Here is a 15256-nt window from a genome sequence, read left to right on the forward strand (position 1 = left end):
CGATGCAGTACCACCCGCAGCCGGCCCCCGGCACCGCCCGCCCCTGGGCCTTCCCCGCGCCCGAGCGCGGCGCCCTGCCCAATGGCCTCACGGTGCTGCGCTGCCACCGTCCCGGCCAGCAGGTCGTGGCGGTCGAGATCTTCCTCGACGCCCCGCTGGACGCCGAGCCCGAGGGCCTCGACGGCGTGGCCACGATCATGTCGCGGGCGCTGAACGAGGGAACCGACAAGCACACCGCCGAGGAGTTCGCCGCCGAGCTGGAGCGCTGCGGCGCCACCCTCGACGCGCACGCCGACCACCCGGGTGTCCGGGTCTCCCTGGAGGTCCCCGCCTCCCGGCTGGCCAAGGCCCTCGCGCTGGTCGCCGAGGCACTGCGGGCGCCCGCCTTCGCCGAGAGCGAGATCGAGCGGCTGGTACGCAACCGGCTCGACGAGATCCCGCACGAGCAGGCCAACCCGGCCCGGCGTGCCGCCAAGCAGCTCTCCAAGGAGCTGTTCCCGGCCACGGCGCGGATGTCGCGCCCGCGCCAGGGCACCGAGGAGACGGTGGAGCGGATCGACGCGGCGGCCGTGCGCGCCTTCTTCGACGCCCACATCAGGCCGTCCACGGCGATCGCCGTGGTCGTCGGGGACCTCACCGGCATCGACCTGGACGCCCTGCTCGCCGACACCCTCGGCGACTGGTCCGGGGACACCGCCGCGCCGCGCCCCGCCCCGCCGATCACCGCAGACGACACCGGCCGGGTGGTCATCGTCGACCGTCCGGGCGCGGTGCAGACCCAGCTGCTGATCGGCCGGATCGGCGCCGACCGGCACGACAGCGTGTGGCCGGCCCAGGTGCTCGGCACGTACTGCCTGGGCGGCACCCTCACCTCCCGGCTCGACCGGGTGCTGCGCGAGGAGAAGGGCTACACGTACGGCGTGCGGGCCTTCGCCCAGGTGCTGCGGTCCTCGGCCCCGGACTCCGCCTCGGGGGCGACCGGTGCCGCGATGCTCGCCATCAGCGGCTCGGTGGACACCGAGTCCACCGAGCCTGCGCTCAAGGACCTGTGGACGGTCCTGCGGACCCTGGCGGCCGAGGGCCTGACCGACGAGGAGCGCGAGACGGCCGTGCAGAACCTCGTGGGGGTGGCACCCCTGAAGTTCGAGACGGCGGCCTCCGTCGCGGGCACCCTCGCCGACCAGGTCGAGCAGCACCTGCCGGACGACTACCAGGCGCAGCTGTACGCCCGGCTCGCGGAGACCGGCACGGTCGAGGCGACCGCGGCGGTCGTCAACGCCTTCCCGGGTGACCGGCTGGTCACGATCCTCGTCGGCGACGCGGCCCGGATCGAGGAGCCCGTCCGGGCCCTGGGCATCGGAGAGGTGTCGGTGGTCACCGGCTGACGACCGGACCGCCGCGGCGCGTCCCGCCCCGGCATTTATCCGTATATCGGGACAAAGGGAAGGCCTCCGCGAGTGCGATCTCGCCGGGGTCTTCCTTTTTGTCCGTTCTGATGGGGAGGTTGCCTGTCTGCCCTGTGGGATGCGCTACAAAATGGCCTGTCCGTTTGGTGAATGAAAGCGCCCCCGCTTAGCGTCGGCTCGGCTGCCCGTCACTCGTATGCCGCATCCGCGACATACCGGACAGTCATCGCCGAGTCCCCGTCAGGCGCGAGCCTGGGGAGCCGGGGACCCACGCAGTCCCTGGGGTGAATCGGACGCCTGAGCCCGGATGGGCCGGGGCGCCCGTAGGAGACCTTCCTGCTCCGAACCCGTCAGCTAACCCGGTAGGCGAGAAGGAAGGAAAGGACCAGCCACTCCATGGCGTTCACCCGTGCCACCGGGAAGCACCGTGCCCCGAGCCGACTGACGCGCGGCAGCGCGAAGGCCGTCGGCGTCGCGGCTCTGGCCACCACCGGCGTCATCGGCGGCCTGGCCGCTCCCGCCTTCGCGGCGGACTCCGACGCACCCTCCGTGAGCGATACCGGCCTCAACCAGGTCATCGCCATCGACAAGACCCTCGCCGAGCGGATCGACGCCCAGGCCGACGCCCAGCAGCACCAGGCCGACGTCGCGGCGAAGGCCAAGGCCGAGGCCCACCGGAAGGCCGAGGCCAAGAAGAAGGCCGAGGCGAAGGCCAAGGCAGCGGCGAAGGCCAAGGCCGAGGCCAAGCGCGCCGCCGAGGCCCGTGCCGAGAAGGCCCGCGCCGCCCGGTCCGCCGAGCGCACCCGCCTGGGCTCCTTCCAGCTCCCGGTCGCCGGCTCGTACGTGAGCACCGGCTACAAGTCCAGCGGCTCGCTCTGGTCCTCCGGCAGCCACTCCGGCATCGATTTCCACGCCGCCTCCGGCAGCTCCGTCGTCGCCGTCGGCGCCGGCACGGTCGTCGAGGCCGGCTGGGGCGGCGCGTACGGCAACAACATCGTGCTCCGGATGACGGACGGCACGTACACGCAGTACGGCCATCTCTCCTCGATCGGCGTCTCCGTCGGCCAGAGCGTCGGCGCGGGCCAGCAGATCGGCCTCTCGGGCTCGACCGGCAACTCCACCGGACCGCACCTCCACTTCGAGGCCCGGACGACCCCGTCGTACGGCTCCGACATGGACCCGGTCGCGTATCTGCGCGCCCACGGCGTCCGCGTCTGACCGACGCCCCACCGCACCATCTCGTCGAAGGCCCCGGCAACGCGCCGGGGCCTTCGGCATGCCCGCCGCCCCGACCCCTGGAGACGACTGGCCGCCGAACCGTCCCGCGGCCAAAAGATATTCATGAATTCCCGCCCGGCATCGGAAATGCGGCCGTATTGCAATAGAGTCTCGGAACAGGCGTCGGCTGGCCGCGATTAGCGGTGATCGAGACGGAGGTTCGGACATGCGCATTCCGGCGCATTCGGTATGCACGGCAATCCGTGACGACATCGTCTCCGGTGTCTTCGCACGCGGCAGCCGGCTCACGGAGGAGCTGCTGGCCCGCCGTTACGGGGTCTCCCGCGTCCCGGTACGGGAGGCGCTGCGCACCCTGGAGTCCGAGGGCTTCGTGGTCACCCGGCGGCACGCGGGCGCCTGTGTCGCCGAGCCCACCGAGCTGGAGGCGGCCGACCTCCTGGAGGTCCGCACACTGCTGGAGCCCCTGGGCGCCGCCCGCGCCGCGCAACGCCGCACCGAGGCACACCTCAAGGTGCTCCGCGGCCTCGTGCGGCTCGGCCAGGACCGGGCCCGGCGCGGCGAGGGCGACGACCTGGGCTCGCTGGGCGGCTGGTTCCACGAGACGCTGGCGCAGGCCTCCGGCAGCCCCGGCCTGATCGCGCTGCTCACCCAGCTGCGGCACAAGATCGACTGGATGTACGCGGTCGAGCAGCCCGCCCGGCCGGTGGATTCCTGGGCCGAGCACGGGGCGATCGTGGACGCGGTGGCACGCGGCGACGCGGAACGGGCCAGGGCGCTGGCCGCCCATCACGCGGAACGGGCCGCGGCCGCGCACCGGCCGCGACGGCGGCCCGGCGTGTCCGGGGCCGGCCGGGTGAGGGCCTCGCAACATTCCGTAAACACCGCGGGTGTCCGGCATTAACAATCGCGCCGTATACAAAGAGGAGCCATTGTGCGGGGCGCGTCGCGGGCGGTCAAAATTCTACCCGGCCTGAATTCTGCCCTGCTCGAATTCAGCGCACCTGGATTTCGTATGCCTGAATCCCGGACGCCGATTTTTCCAGCAGGCACCGGAAAACAAAAGAGCCGCGGCCCCGGTTCAGGGTGCCACGGCTCTCTCGCGGAAAATGGTTCAGACGGTCTCCGGGAGCTCTTCGAGCCCCTCGGCGACCAGCTTCGCCAGACGGTCCAGGGCGGCTTCGGAGTCGTCGGCCTCGGAAGCGAGCACGATCTCCTCGCCACCCTGCGCGCCGAGGCCGAGGACCGCGAGCATGGAAGCGGCGTTCACCGGGTTGCCGTCGGCCTTGGCGATCGTCACGGGGACGCCGGAAGCCGTGGCGGCACGGACGAAGATGGAAGCGGGGCGGGCGTGCAGGCCCTCGGCCCAACCGACGTTGACGCGGCGCTCAGCCATGGTTCTGCCCTTCACGAATCAACAGTTGTCTAGACCAGTCTCTCACGCGGTGCGCAGTGCTCCGGCCGACCCGGGAACAGCCCGTAACGCCTGCGGACCCGCCGATCGGCCCTCTCAGACTGCCCCGGCCCCGAGACCTACGCGACCGCTGACGGAGCCGTACTCTTTGCCCATGCAGCCCGTGCCGGAGCAGAGTCCGCATCACGCTTATCCCGACCACTGGGAAGCGGACGTGGTGCTCCGCGACGGAGGCACCGCGCGCATCAGGCCCATCACCACGAACGATGCCGAACGGCTGGTCAGCTTCTACGAGCAGGTCTCCGACGAGTCGAAGTACTACCGGTTCTTCGCCCCGTACCCGCGGCTGTCCGACCGGGACGTGCACCGCTTCACCCATCACGACTACGTCGACCGGGTGGGGCTCGCCGTCACGGTCGGCGGCGAGTTCATCGCGACCGTGCGCTACGACCGGATCGACGAGCGGGGCAGGCCCGCCTCCGCCCCCGCCGACCAGGCCGAGGTCGCCTTCCTCGTCCAGGACGCGCACCAGGGCCGGGGTGTGGCCTCGGCGCTCCTCGAACACATCGCGGCCGTCGCCCGCGAGCGCGGCATCCGCCGCTTCGCCGCCGAGGTGCTGCCCGCCAACAACAAGATGATCAAGGTGTTCCGGGACGCCGGTTACACCCAGCAGCGCAGTTTCGAGGACGGTTCCGTCCACCTCACCCTGGACCTCGAACCGACCGCCGAGTCCCTCGCCGTCCAGCGCGGCCGTGAACAGCGGGCGGAGGCACGGTCCGTGCAGCGCCTGCTGGCCCCCGGCTCGGTCGCCGTCATCGGCGTCGGCCGGACCCCCGGCGGAGTCGGCCGCACGGTCCTGCGCAACCTCCTCGGAGCCGGCTTCACCGGCCGCACGTACGCCGTGAACCGCGCCTTCGCCGCCGACCAGGTGACCGTCGACGGTGTCCCCGCCCACCGCTCGATCGGCGAGATCGACGAGCCGGTCGACCTCGCGGTCGTCGCCGTCCCCGCCGACCGGGTCCCGGAAGCCGTCGCGGACTGCGGCGAGCACGGCGTCCAGGGCCTGGTGGTGCTCTCCGCCGGATACGCCGAATGGGGCGCCGAGGGCCGGGAACGGCAGCGCGAACTGGTCCGGCAGGCCCGTTCGTACGGTATGCGGATCATCGGTCCGAACGCCTTCGGCGTGATCAACAACGCCGAAACGGTCCGGCTGAACGCCTCGCTCGCCCCCGAGCCGCCCGCCCCCGGACGCATCGGCCTGTTCACCCAGTCCGGAGCGATCGGCATCGCGCTGCTCTCCGGGCTCTACCGGCGCGGCGCGGGCCTGTCCACCTTCATCTCCGCGGGCAACCGTGCCGACATCTCGGGCAACGACTTCCTCCAGTACTGGTACGAGGACCCCGACACCGACGTCGCCCTGCTGTACCTGGAATCGCTCGGCAACCCCCGCAAGTTCACCCGCCTCGCGCGGCGCACCGCGGCGGTGAAGCCGGTGGTCGTGGTGAAGGGCGCCCGGCACAGCGGTTCCACCCCGCCCGGCCACGCGGTGCCGGTCAGCCGGATCCCGGACGCGACGGTCTCGGCGCTGATGCGGCAGGCGGGCGTGATCAGGGTCGACACGGTGACCGAGATGGTCGACGCGGGGCTCCTCCTCGCCGACCAGCCGCTCCCGGCCGGCCCCCGGGTCGCGATCCTCGGCAACTCCGAGTCGCTCGGTCTCCTCACGTACGACGCCTGCCTCGCCGAGGGGCTGCGCCCGCGCCCGCCCCTCGACCTCACCACCGCCGCCACCCCGCAGGACTTCAGGAACGCGCTCGCCGAGGCCCTGGCCGACGACGGCTGCGACTCGGTGGTGGTGACGGCGATCCCGTGGGTCGGCGAGGACGGCGAGGCGGAATCGGGCGACGGAGAGGTGCTCGCGGCCGCCCTGCACACGGCCGCCGCCGCGGGCCCGGCCAAGCCGGTGGCCGTCGTGCACGTCGAGATCGGCGGGCTGGCCGAGGCCCTCGCCGCGGCCACCAGCACGGTCGCCCTGCCACGCCCCCCGGCACAGCCCGCCCCGGCCGCGAGCCCCACACACACCGGAGCCACCACCCCGCCCGGCCCCGGAGCCACCACCCCGCCCGACCCCGGCCCGGCGCCCACGACCCCCGTCACCGGCGCCCCCGGCACCCGCAACGGCCGGATCCCCGCCTATCCCGCGGCCGAACGGGCGGTGCGCGCGCTGGCCGAGGCGGTGCGGTACGCGCAGTGGCGACGGCAGGCCGCCGTGCCCGGCAAGGTGCCCGAGTTCCTCGACGACACCATCGACGAGCCCGGCACCGCCGGACTCATCGACACCCTTCTCGGCCCCGACCCCGACCCGAGGGGCCTCCAGCTCGCCCACGACCAGGCCCGCGAGCTCCTGGGCCGCTACGGCATCACCGTGCGGCCGACGCTCCCGGCGCCCGACCCGGACGCGGCCGTCGCGGCGGCGGCCCGGCTCGGCTACCCCGTGGCGCTCAAGACCACCGCGCCGCACCTGCGCCACCGCGCCGATCTCGGCGGTGTCCGGCTCGACCTCGCCAACGAGACCGCGCTGCGTCGGGCGTACGGCGAACTGACCGAACTGCTCGGCAAGCCCGCCGAACTCCAGCCGGTGGTCCAGGCCATGGCGCCCCGCGGCGTCGACACCGTCGTACGGGCCACGATCGACCCGGCGGCCGGCGCCGTGCTCTCCTTCGGGCTCGCGGGAGCGCCCTCCGAACTCCTCGGCGACACCGCCCACCGCCTCGTCCCGGCCACCGACCGCGACGCCGCCGAGCTGATCCGGTCCATCCGGGCGGCCCCGGTGCTGTTCGGCTGGCGCGGTGCGGCGCCGGTGGACACCGCATCCCTCGAAGAGCTGCTGCTGCGGGTCTCCCGGCTGGTCGACGACCACCCCGAGGTGGTCTCCATCGCGCTGGAACCGGTCGTGGTCGCCACCCACGGGCTCACCGTCCTCGGTGCGGCCGTCCGCCTCTCGCCGCCCCCGGCCCGCACCGACCTCGGCCCCCGCCGCCTCCCCAACTACTGACGCCGGCGAAGGCGGGCCCCGTCACGCCCGCGGGCCGGGTCCGCCCTGCCGTACAACGTCCCCGGCAGTCATCCGCCCCCCGTAGGATGGTCCTCATGGCAAAGACCGGTACGACGACCCAGGGGCTGCGCGCGGCGATCGAGCGCAGTGGCTACTACCCGGCCCTCGTGGCCGAGGCGGTGGAGGCCGCCGTGGGCGGTGAGCCGGTCGCTTCGTACCTGGTGCACCAGGAGACCACCTTCGACTCCAACGAGGTGCGCCGCCACGTCACGGTCCTGGTCCTGACGGACAACCGTTTCATCGTCAGCCACACCGACGAGCAGAACGCCGACACCAGCTCCCCGACCCCGTACGCCACCACCTCCACGGAGTCGGTCAAGCTCGACCGGATCTCCTCGGTCGTGGTCAGCCGGGTCGTCGCCAACCCCGAGAAGTACGTACCGGGCACGCTGCCCCGCGAGGTCGTCCTCACCATCGGCTGGGGCGCGGTCTCCCGGATCGACCTGGAGCCGGCCGCCTGCGGCGACCCCAACTGCGAGGCCGACCACGGCTACACCGGCAACTCCACCGCCGACGACCTGAGCCTGCGGGTCAGCGAGGCCGGTGACGGCCCGGACACCGTGCGCCAGACCCTCGCCTTCGCCCAGTCGCTCTCCGAGGCCACGGCCGCGACCGCGGCGACCGGCCGCTGATGGCGCAGCCGGCCTGGCAGGATCCCGTTCCGCTCTCCGTCGACAGCGCCCCGGTGCCGGAGTACGGCAGCGGATCGCTCGCCGATCTGCTGCCCACGCTCGCCGCCGGACAGGGCGTCGCCGGCTTCACCGCGGCGATCCCCGAACTCACCCCCGCCGACCGGAACTGCGTGTTCCTGATCGACGGCCTCGGCTGGGAGCAGATCAAGGCCCACCCCGACGAGGCACCGTTTCTGCACTCCCTGCTCCCCACCTCGCGCGGCGGCACCGGCCGCCCGATAACGGCGGGCTTCCCGGCCACCACGGCGACCTCGCTCGCCTCGGTGGGCACCGGGCTGCCACCCGGGGAGCACGGCCTGCCCGGCTACAGCGCACGCAATCCGGAGACCGGCGAGCTGATGAACCAGCTCCGCTGGAAGCCCTGGACCTCCCCGAAGGTCTGGCAGCCGTACCCGACCGTGTTCCAGCTCGCCGACGCCGCGGGCGTGCGCACCGCCCAGGTCTCCGCCCCCGCCTTCGAGCAGACCCCGCTCACCAAGGTCGCGCTCAGCGGCGGCTCGTTCCTGGGCCGGCTCACCGGCGAGGAGCGGATGGACATCGCCGCCGAACGGCTCGCCATGGGCGACCGGTCGCTCGTCTACACGTACTACAGCGAGGTCGACGGCAAGGGCCACCGCTTCGGCGTCGACTCCGACGCCTGGCGCGGACAGCTGATGTACGTGGACGGACTGGCGCGGCGCCTGGCCGAACAGCTCCCGCCCCGCTCGGCGCTGTACATCACCGCCGACCACGGCATGATCGACATCCCGTTCGACGAGCAGTCCCGGATCGACTTCGACGAGGACTGGGAGCTGCGCGCGGGCGTCGCCCTGCTCGGCGGCGAGGGCCGGGCCCGTCATGTGTACGCCGTCCCGGGCGCCGAGAACGATGTGCTGACCGTCTGGCAGGAAGTGCTCGGCGAGCAGTTCTGGGTGGCGAGCCGGGACGAGGCGATCGCGGCCGGCTGGTTCGGCCCGAAGGTCGACGAACGGGTCCGCGGCAGGATCGGCGACGTCGTCGCGGCGGCCCACGACGACGTGGTGATCACCGCTTCCGTCAATGAGCCGCACGAGTCCGCGATGGTCGGCATGCACGGCTCGATGACCCCCGTCGAGCAGCTCGTCCCGCTCCTCGAAGTACGCTCGTAACCGCGTTTCTCCCCACATCCCTTCCCTTGCCCGAAAGGTGCTCGACCCCTCATGCCCGAGCTTGTGTTCTTCTCCGGAACGATGGACTGCGGAAAGAGCACACTGGCGCTCCAGATCGGCCACAACCGTTCGGCACGCGGCCTGCAGGGCGTGATCTTCACCCGCGACGACCGGGCGGGGGAGGGCAAGCTCTCCTCGCGCCTGGGACTGGTCACCGACGCCGTCGAGGCCGACGAGGGCATGGACCTGTACGCCCATCTCGTCGACCGGATAAGCCGGGGCGGCCGGGCGGACTACGTGATCGTGGACGAGGCGCAGTTCCTGGCCCCCGTCCAGATCGACCAGTTGGCGCGCATCGTCGACGACCTCGACCTGGACGTCTTCGCGTTCGGCATCACCACCGACTTCCGGACCAAGCTGTTCCCCGGCTCCCAGCGGCTGATCGAGCTGGCCGACCGGGTGGAGACGCTCCAGGTCGAAGCGCTCTGCTGGTGCGGCGCACGGGCCACGCACAATGCCCGGACGGTCGGCGGCGAGATGGTCGTCGAAGGCGCCCAGGTGGTCGTGGGCGACGTCAACCAGCAGGCGGGCGAGGTCGGTTACGAGGTGCTGTGCCGGCGTCACCACCAGCGCAGGACCACCAGCGCCACCGCCCGCGCGGGCGCCCTGTCGCCGGACGTGCTGCCCGTCACCTCCGCCTGAACCGCCCGTCGGCCACCCGTGTCCCGCTGCTTAGGATGAGGCCGTGAACACGGTGAGCGCGGAAGAGGACGACTCCGGACCGGGCCCGCTGGGCAAGGTGCAGCCCAGACAGCTGATCGTGACCGTCTACGGGCTGTACGCGCGCGACACCGACGGCTGGATGTCGGTGGCCTCGCTGATCCAGCTGCTCGCCGACCTCGGCGTCGAGGCACCGACCGTACGCTCCTGCGTCTCCCGGCTGAAGCGGGCCGGACTGCTCGAAGCCCGGACGGTGTCCGGAGCGGCCGGATACCGGATCTCGCCCGAGACCGAGCGGATGCTGCGCGACGGCGATCCGCGCATCTTCGCCGCCCGGCGGGCCACCGTCGACGAGGGCTGGGTACTGGTCGTCTTCTCGGTGCCCGAGTCCGAGCGCGCCAGGCGGCACACCCTGCGCACCCAGCTCACCCGGCTCGGCTTCGGTTCGGTGTCCGCCGGTGTGTGGATCGCACCGGGGCATGTGCACGACGAGGCGGAGTCCATGCTGGCCAGACACGGCCTGCGCTCGTACGCCGACCTCTTCCGGGCCGACTACCTGTCGGCCGGCGGGGGCGACGGCGGCGAACTCGCCGCGAAGGTCCGCTCCTGGTGGGACACCGCCCGGCTGCAACGGCTGTACGTCGAATTCCTCGCCGCGCACCGCCCGGTGGCCGAGCGGATCGCGAAGGGTCCGGGGGTGACGGACCGGGAGGCGTTCACGACGTACATCAGGGTCCTCACCGACTGGCGACGGCTGGTCTACCTGGATCCCGGTGTCGCGCGTGAACTGCTGCCCGCCGAGTGGAGCGGAACCCACGCGTCCGAACTCTTCGACGAGATGCACGCCCGGCTGGCCGGCCCGGCCCACCGGCACGTCGAACGGGTCCGGACCGGCTGAGAGCCCGCCGCCGGCCGTCGCCGCTCAGCCGACGGCCGACCGGACGATCGTGAACGCCGCACCCTCCGGGTCCGCCACGGTCGCCACCCGGCCACCCGACCCCTCCCGGGGCGGCTGCAGGATGTACCCGCCCAGCTCCACCACCCGCCGGGCGGCCTCGTCGGTGTCGGAGACCTCGAAGTACGTCATCCAGTGCGGGCCCCGGTCGCGCGGCAGGGCATGGCCGACACCGTGCAGCGACGCCACCGGCCGGCCCTCCAGATGCAGGGTCTGGTAGTCGAAGTCGGCCGAGACGACCGCCTCCGCCTCGTAGCCGAAGACCGTCTGGTAGAACTTGCAGACCGTCGCGGTCTCCCGGGTCACCAGCTCGTTCCAGACCGGCGTGCCGGGGGCACCGGCGAGCGCGGTACCGACATGCGCGGCGGCCTGCCAGACCCCGAAGACCGCACCGCCGGGGTCGGAGGCGATGGCGAGCCGGCCCGCCTCGCCCGCGTCGAGCGGCCCCACGGCGACCGTGCCCCCGCAGGACCGGATGGTCTCCGCCGTGAGATCCGCGTCGTCGGTGGCCAGATAGGTGGTCCAGGCGACCGGCAGATGCCGGTCCGGTGGCAGCTGTCCGATGCCCGCCACCACTTTTCCGTCGAGCAGCGCCCGGACGTACGGACCCAGCTGGTCCGGACCCGGCACGAATTCCCAGCCGAACAGATCGGCGTAGAAGTCCTGGGTCGTGCTCATGCCGTGCACGATCAGACTCACCCAGCAAGGTGTTCCGGGCGTACGCGGGGCGGCAGCCTGGGTCATCGTCACTCTCTCTTCGGACCATCGGGGTGGCCGTACGGGGGAAAACGGGGCCGGCTCGCCGTCGTGCGGTACGGGATGTGTACGCCCCGTGCAGATGTTGGCACCACCCGGCGCACGAAGTGCTCCGGCCGCGCCGCACTTTCCGGATCTCGACGGAGGGAGACCGGTTTGCTGCGGTGCACCCGTTTCGATGGTGTTACGGGTGGGGTGCCTCCTGCGCGAGGATGGCACCCATGAAGCCCATCATCACCGCATCGGAATACGTGAGCGAGTCGGCGGGGCCACGTCCGCCGGTGCTCCTGGACGTACGTTGGCAGCTGGGCGGCCCGAACGGGCGGCCCGAGTACGAGGCCGGGCACATTCCCGGTGCGGTCTTCGTCGACCTGGACGCGGAACTCGCCGGACCCGCGGGCCGCGGCGGCCGCCATCCACTGCCCGATCCGGACGAATTCGGGGCGGTGATGCGCCGGGCCGGTGTCTCCCGGGACACCCCGGTGGTCGTGTACGACGGCGGCCAGGGCTGGGCCGCGGCCCGCGCCTGGTGGCTGCTGCGCTGGACGGGACACCCGGACGTCAGGGTCCTGGACGGCGGTCTCGCCGCCTGGACGGGCGACCTCGACACCGGGATCCCGGCTCCGGCCGAGGGCGACTTCCGGCCCGTACCCGGCGCGCTGCCGTTGCTGGACGCGGACGGAGCGGCGGCGCTGGCCCGCTCGGGGCTGCTGCTCGACGCGCGGGCCGCCGAGCGCTACCGGGGCGACGTGGAGCCGATCGACCGGGTGGGCGGCCACATCCCGGGCGCCGTCTCGGCCCCGACCTCCGAGAACACGGGGGACGACGGGCGGTTCCTGGCCCCACAGGCGCTGGCGGTCCGCTTCAAGGAGCTCGGCGCAGACCGGGCGGACGCGGTCGGCGTCTACTGCGGCTCCGGCGTCTCCGGCGCCCACGAGGTCCTGGCCCTGGCCGTCGCCGGGATCCCCGCGGCGCTGTACGCGGGCTCCTGGTCCGAGTGGTCCGGCGACGAGTCCCGCCCGGTGGCAACGGGGCCCGAGCCCCAGTAACGGAGGGCGCGCCGAGCGGGACCGCCGCGCCCGGCCCCGTAATCGCGAGGCGCGGCGGACGAAGACGGCACGAGGGCCCGTACGCAGTGGCGTACGGGCCCTCGTCATGCTGCGGCTACCCCGCTCAGTCCTGCTTCTTGCGGCGGGTACCGAAGACGATCTCGTCCCAGGTCGGTACGGCGGCCCGGCGGCCGGGCCGGACGCCGTCCGCCTCGGCCTGGCGGTCCGTCGTACCGGTCAGCCGGTCGCGGTGACCGGCCACCGCTCGCGGCATCAGCACATCCGCGTAGGCGGAACCGGCACCCGCGGAGGCCGCCGCGGCCGGCGGTTCATCGGCCTCCGGCTCCTGCGCGGCGGGCTCGATCGCGGGCGGCTCGGGCGGCGCCGGCCGTTCCGGCACCACCATGTCGCCGCGGAAGCTCGGCACCGCCTCCAGCAGGCTGGTCAGCGAATCGCGCTCACCGGCCGAGACGGACGCGATGTGCTCCTCCGGCTCGGGCGGGGGCGGCGGGGCCGTCGGCCGCTCCATCTGACGGTCCAGGGCGCGGTCCAGCGGCCGGTCGCGCGGCAGCCGGGCGATCCGGGGCACGAACGGGAAGCTCGGCTCGGGCGCGGCGACGTCGTCGGTCTCGCCGATCAGCGAGCGCGCCTCGTCGTCCACCGCCTGGACCAGCCGGCGCGGCGGGTCGTACGTCCAGCTCGCCGAGTGCGGCTCGCCCGCGACCCGGTAGACCAGGAGGACTTCCCAGGTGCCGTCGTCGCGGCGCCAGGAATCCCACTGGACGGTCTCTTTGTCGGCGCCGCGCAGCAGCAGCCGCTCCTGTACCGCCTCGCCGAGCTGGGGGCCGGTGTTCTCGCCGGGACGGCGCACGGGAGTCTTCCGGGCCCGTTCGGCCATGAAGGCGCGCTCCGCGAGCACGGGGCCCTCGAAGCGGCGGACACGGTCGACGGGGATCCCGGCGAACTGGGCGACCTCCTCCGCGGAGGCACCGGCTCGTATCCGGGCCTGGATGTCGCGGGGGCGGAGGTGGCTCTCCACCTCGATCTCGATCTGGCCGAGTCGCGCGCGGTCGTTGCGCACGGCGGCGCGCAGCCGCTCGTCGATGGGAAGCGTGTACTCCGTGCTGTCCGCAGCCTTGAGCACCAGTCGTGTGCCGTCGTTGGAGACGGCCACGACACGCAGTTCGGGCATGGGGACCTCCCGGGTGGTGCCTGCCGACGTCACGTGCGTCGCTGCTTCCGCTAGTCGAGTGTGGCCTGCCCGGGTGCAGCCTGCCACAACATTGCCGTGTTGCCCGGCGTGTCGGGCGTGAGCCCTTGATCGCCGGTATGACACGGTGACCTATTCTGCAACAGAAAGTGACCTCTCGTCACCTCATGTAGCCAGTCTCCGTGCGATGCCGTGGCGCCGCCGGATCGAGTGCCTCCTTCGGCCCCCTCCCGAAGATCCCGGACACCCGTACGGGAGTCCGGCCCCAGGGCTCGCCACAGTACTCCATTCGGGCCACGAGGGTGGACCGCCGCGCCGCCGAAGTTCTCGTGAGGTGCGGGAGTTGGGTCACCGGGCCGGGGGTGGTGCGCCCCGCGCTCGTGTCCTGCTTCACAGAATCCCCGGAACCGGAACTATTCACTTCGCTCAAATGTCCCTTCCTGTTGCATGGTGGGAGAGATGTCAATCAAGGGCTGGAAATGGTGCAGAAGCCGGAAAGTGACACTGAACCCAAAGAAAGGCGTATAGATCTGAGCCTGCCGCAGGTCGCGGGCAGCGCCGTGGCAGCGGTCGCGGCAGCCGTGGCGGCCTCCCAGCTGGGTGTGTACGGAACGATCCTCGGCGCCGGAGTGATGAGCGTCGTCGCCACCTGCGGCGGTTCGGTCTTCCAGCACTTCTTCCGGCGCACGGGGGAGCAGATCCGCGAGGTCACGGTCCAGGTGAAGCACCCGGGCCGCGAGGTGACGGTGCATACGCGTGAGACGAGCGGCGCGCGTACGGCCAGGGGGACGCGGCTGCCGCCGGCCAGTACCCCGTCCGGTACTTCCCGCGGAACCACGGACACCGCGGACGCCACCACCGTGCTGCCCGCCATGGACGCCACGACCGTGCTGCGCGGGGCGGACGCCAAGGTCCCGCCGCAGGCCCCGGCCGACGACGATCCGGACCGTACGCGCATGCTGCGGCCCCTCGACGCGACCCAGCTGCTCACCACCGCGCGCCCGGACCCGGACGAGGAGTTCTCCGAAGCCACCACGCACGGCACCCGGATCCGCGGCTGGAAGCGCTCCGCGCTCGGCGCGGCGGTGGTCTTCGTCCTCACCATGGCCGGAATCACCACGTACGAGCTGATCTCCGGCAACGACCTGAGCGGGGGCAGCGGCACGACCGTCGGCTCCGTGGTGCGTGGCGGGGAGCGGGGCTCCGGGTCGAACGATCCGGCGCCGTCCACCACCACCGGCCCCGACCAGGAGCGGACGCCGGGTCAGGAGAACGGCACGACGCCCGGCACGGACTCGCAGGGCGGCGCGAGCCGGAGCCCGGACGCCGGCGAGGGCGGCGGCGCCACCTCGGCCGACCCGACGCCCGGCCCCACGCGGTCCGGCGGCACCGGTGACCGTACGAGCCCGTCCCCGGCGGCCACTCCCTCCCCGTCGGCACCCGCCGGCGGCGCCACCTCCGGCACGGACCCCGCGGGCGAGGCCCCGGCGCAGGGCGACGGCGCCCCCGCCGGCACCGACACCGGACAGTGACGAACGGCCCCGCGAGTCCCGGACATGTGCGACCGGGACTCGCG

13 protein-coding genes and 1 riboswitch are annotated in these 15256 nt (G+C 72.8%); of the genes, 10 read left to right on the plus strand and 3 right to left on the minus strand.

The annotated features are described in order from the left end of the window. The first annotated feature begins 2 nt into the window (after positions 1-2). From EES42_RS27470 to EES42_RS27480, 3 genes are all read left to right on the plus strand, one after another. On the plus strand, positions 3-1385 hold the full coding sequence (locus tag EES42_RS27470) for a M16 family metallopeptidase (protein ID WP_124720981.1): 1383 nt from the start codon (positions 3-5) through the stop codon (positions 1383-1385). Between the two features lie 238 nt (positions 1386-1623). Further along, positions 1624-1789: riboswitch (cyclic di-AMP (ydaO/yuaA leader) on the plus strand. A gap of 13 nt (positions 1790-1802) precedes the next feature. After that, positions 1803-2624, plus strand: coding sequence for a M23 family metallopeptidase (locus tag EES42_RS27475; RefSeq protein ID WP_124720982.1), 822 nt, complete (start codon positions 1803-1805; stop codon positions 2622-2624). Positions 2625-2850: 226 nt separating this feature from the next. Further along, the gene (locus EES42_RS27480; RefSeq protein WP_124720983.1) at positions 2851-3546 is read left to right on the plus strand and encodes a GntR family transcriptional regulator; all 696 of its coding nucleotides are present in this window, start codon (positions 2851-2853) and stop codon (positions 3544-3546) included. A 210-nt stretch (positions 3547-3756) separates the two neighbouring features. Here the strand turns inward: EES42_RS27480 and EES42_RS27485 are convergent, their stop codons facing one another. After that, the gene (locus EES42_RS27485) at positions 3757-4038 is read right to left on the minus strand and encodes an HPr family phosphocarrier protein (protein WP_093539488.1); all 282 of its coding nucleotides are present in this window, start codon (positions 4036-4038) and stop codon (positions 3757-3759) included. A gap of 172 nt (positions 4039-4210) precedes the next feature. Here EES42_RS27485 and EES42_RS27490 point away from each other — a divergent pair, with 172 nt between their 5' ends. From EES42_RS27490 to EES42_RS27510, 5 genes are all read left to right on the plus strand, one after another. After that, positions 4211-7111 (plus strand): bifunctional acetate--CoA ligase family protein/GNAT family N-acetyltransferase, encoded by a 2901-nt coding sequence (locus EES42_RS27490; protein ID WP_124720984.1) that lies wholly within the window; start codon positions 4211-4213, stop codon positions 7109-7111. 95 nt (positions 7112-7206) lie between these two features. Beyond that, positions 7207-7803, plus strand: a complete 597-nt coding sequence (locus EES42_RS27495) for a DUF5998 family protein (protein ID WP_093539487.1) — start codon at positions 7207-7209, stop codon at positions 7801-7803. Then, the gene (locus EES42_RS27500) at positions 7803-8990 is read left to right on the plus strand and encodes an alkaline phosphatase family protein (RefSeq protein ID WP_124720985.1); all 1188 of its coding nucleotides are present in this window, start codon (positions 7803-7805) and stop codon (positions 8988-8990) included. The genes EES42_RS27495 and EES42_RS27500 overlap by 1 nt, the downstream gene beginning before the upstream one ends. A 51-nt stretch (positions 8991-9041) precedes the next feature. After that, on the plus strand, positions 9042-9692 hold the full coding sequence (locus EES42_RS27505) for a thymidine kinase (protein WP_124720986.1): 651 nt from the start codon (positions 9042-9044) through the stop codon (positions 9690-9692). A 43-nt stretch (positions 9693-9735) separates the two neighbouring features. Then, entirely contained in the window at positions 9736-10608 is an 873-nt protein-coding gene (locus EES42_RS27510) for a PaaX family transcriptional regulator (RefSeq protein ID WP_124720987.1), read from the plus strand. 24 nt (positions 10609-10632) lie between these two features. Here EES42_RS27510 and EES42_RS27515 read toward each other — a convergent pair whose 3' ends face one another. Next, positions 10633-11409: a VOC family protein gene (locus EES42_RS27515; protein WP_124720988.1), complete on the minus strand. Its 777-nt coding sequence runs from the start codon at positions 11407-11409 to the stop codon at positions 10633-10635. A 233-nt stretch (positions 11410-11642) separates the two neighbouring features. On the opposite strand from EES42_RS27515, the gene EES42_RS27520 reads away from it, so the two are divergent. Beyond that, positions 11643-12470 (plus strand): sulfurtransferase, encoded by an 828-nt coding sequence (locus EES42_RS27520; protein ID WP_124720989.1) that lies wholly within the window; start codon positions 11643-11645, stop codon positions 12468-12470. A 124-nt stretch (positions 12471-12594) separates the two neighbouring features. Here the strand turns inward: EES42_RS27520 and sepH are convergent, their stop codons facing one another. Further along, positions 12595-13662, minus strand: a complete 1068-nt coding sequence (gene sepH / locus EES42_RS27525; RefSeq protein WP_124720990.1) for a septation protein SepH — start codon at positions 13660-13662, stop codon at positions 12595-12597. Between the two features lie 497 nt (positions 13663-14159). Here sepH and EES42_RS27530 point away from each other — a divergent pair, with 497 nt between their 5' ends. Then, positions 14160-15212 carry a hypothetical protein gene (locus EES42_RS27530; protein WP_124720991.1) on the plus strand — a complete coding sequence of 351 codons (1053 nt, stop codon included), beginning with the start codon at positions 14160-14162 and terminating at the stop codon, positions 15210-15212. Positions 15213-15256 lie beyond the last annotated feature (44 nt).

Source organism: Streptomyces sp. ADI95-17, from assembly GCF_003846175.1.
Classification (GTDB): domain Bacteria; phylum Actinomycetota; class Actinomycetes; order Streptomycetales; family Streptomycetaceae; genus Streptomyces; species Streptomyces sanglieri.

What these genes read in the sequence shown, in the direction of transcription:
- EES42_RS27500 (WP_124720985.1), top strand. Translation starts at nt 7,803, where the DNA reads ATGGCGCAGCCGGCCTGGCAGGATCCCGTTCCGCTCTCCGTCGACAGC.
- EES42_RS27490 (WP_124720984.1), top strand. Translation starts at nt 4,211, where the DNA reads ATGCAGCCCGTGCCGGAGCAGAGTCCGCATCACGCTTATCCCGACCAC.
- EES42_RS27480 (WP_124720983.1), top strand. Translation starts at nt 2,851, where the DNA reads ATGCGCATTCCGGCGCATTCGGTATGCACGGCAATCCGTGACGACATC.
- sepH (WP_124720990.1), bottom strand. Translation starts at nt 13,662, where the DNA reads ATGCCCGAACTGCGTGTCGTGGCCGTCTCCAACGACGGCACACGACTG.
- EES42_RS27485 (WP_093539488.1), bottom strand. Translation starts at nt 4,038, where the DNA reads ATGGCTGAGCGCCGCGTCAACGTCGGTTGGGCCGAGGGCCTGCACGCC.
- EES42_RS27475 (WP_124720982.1), top strand. Translation starts at nt 1,803, where the DNA reads ATGGCGTTCACCCGTGCCACCGGGAAGCACCGTGCCCCGAGCCGACTG.
- EES42_RS27470 (WP_124720981.1), top strand. Translation starts at nt 3, where the DNA reads ATGCAGTACCACCCGCAGCCGGCCCCCGGCACCGCCCGCCCCTGGGCC.
- EES42_RS27505 (WP_124720986.1), top strand. Translation starts at nt 9,042, where the DNA reads ATGCCCGAGCTTGTGTTCTTCTCCGGAACGATGGACTGCGGAAAGAGC.
- EES42_RS27495 (WP_093539487.1), top strand. Translation starts at nt 7,207, where the DNA reads ATGGCAAAGACCGGTACGACGACCCAGGGGCTGCGCGCGGCGATCGAG.
- EES42_RS27520 (WP_124720989.1), top strand. Translation starts at nt 11,643, where the DNA reads ATGAAGCCCATCATCACCGCATCGGAATACGTGAGCGAGTCGGCGGGG.
- EES42_RS27515 (WP_124720988.1), bottom strand. Translation starts at nt 11,409, where the DNA reads ATGACCCAGGCTGCCGCCCCGCGTACGCCCGGAACACCTTGCTGGGTG.
- EES42_RS27530 (WP_124720991.1), top strand. Translation starts at nt 14,160, where the DNA reads ATGGTGCAGAAGCCGGAAAGTGACACTGAACCCAAAGAAAGGCGTATA.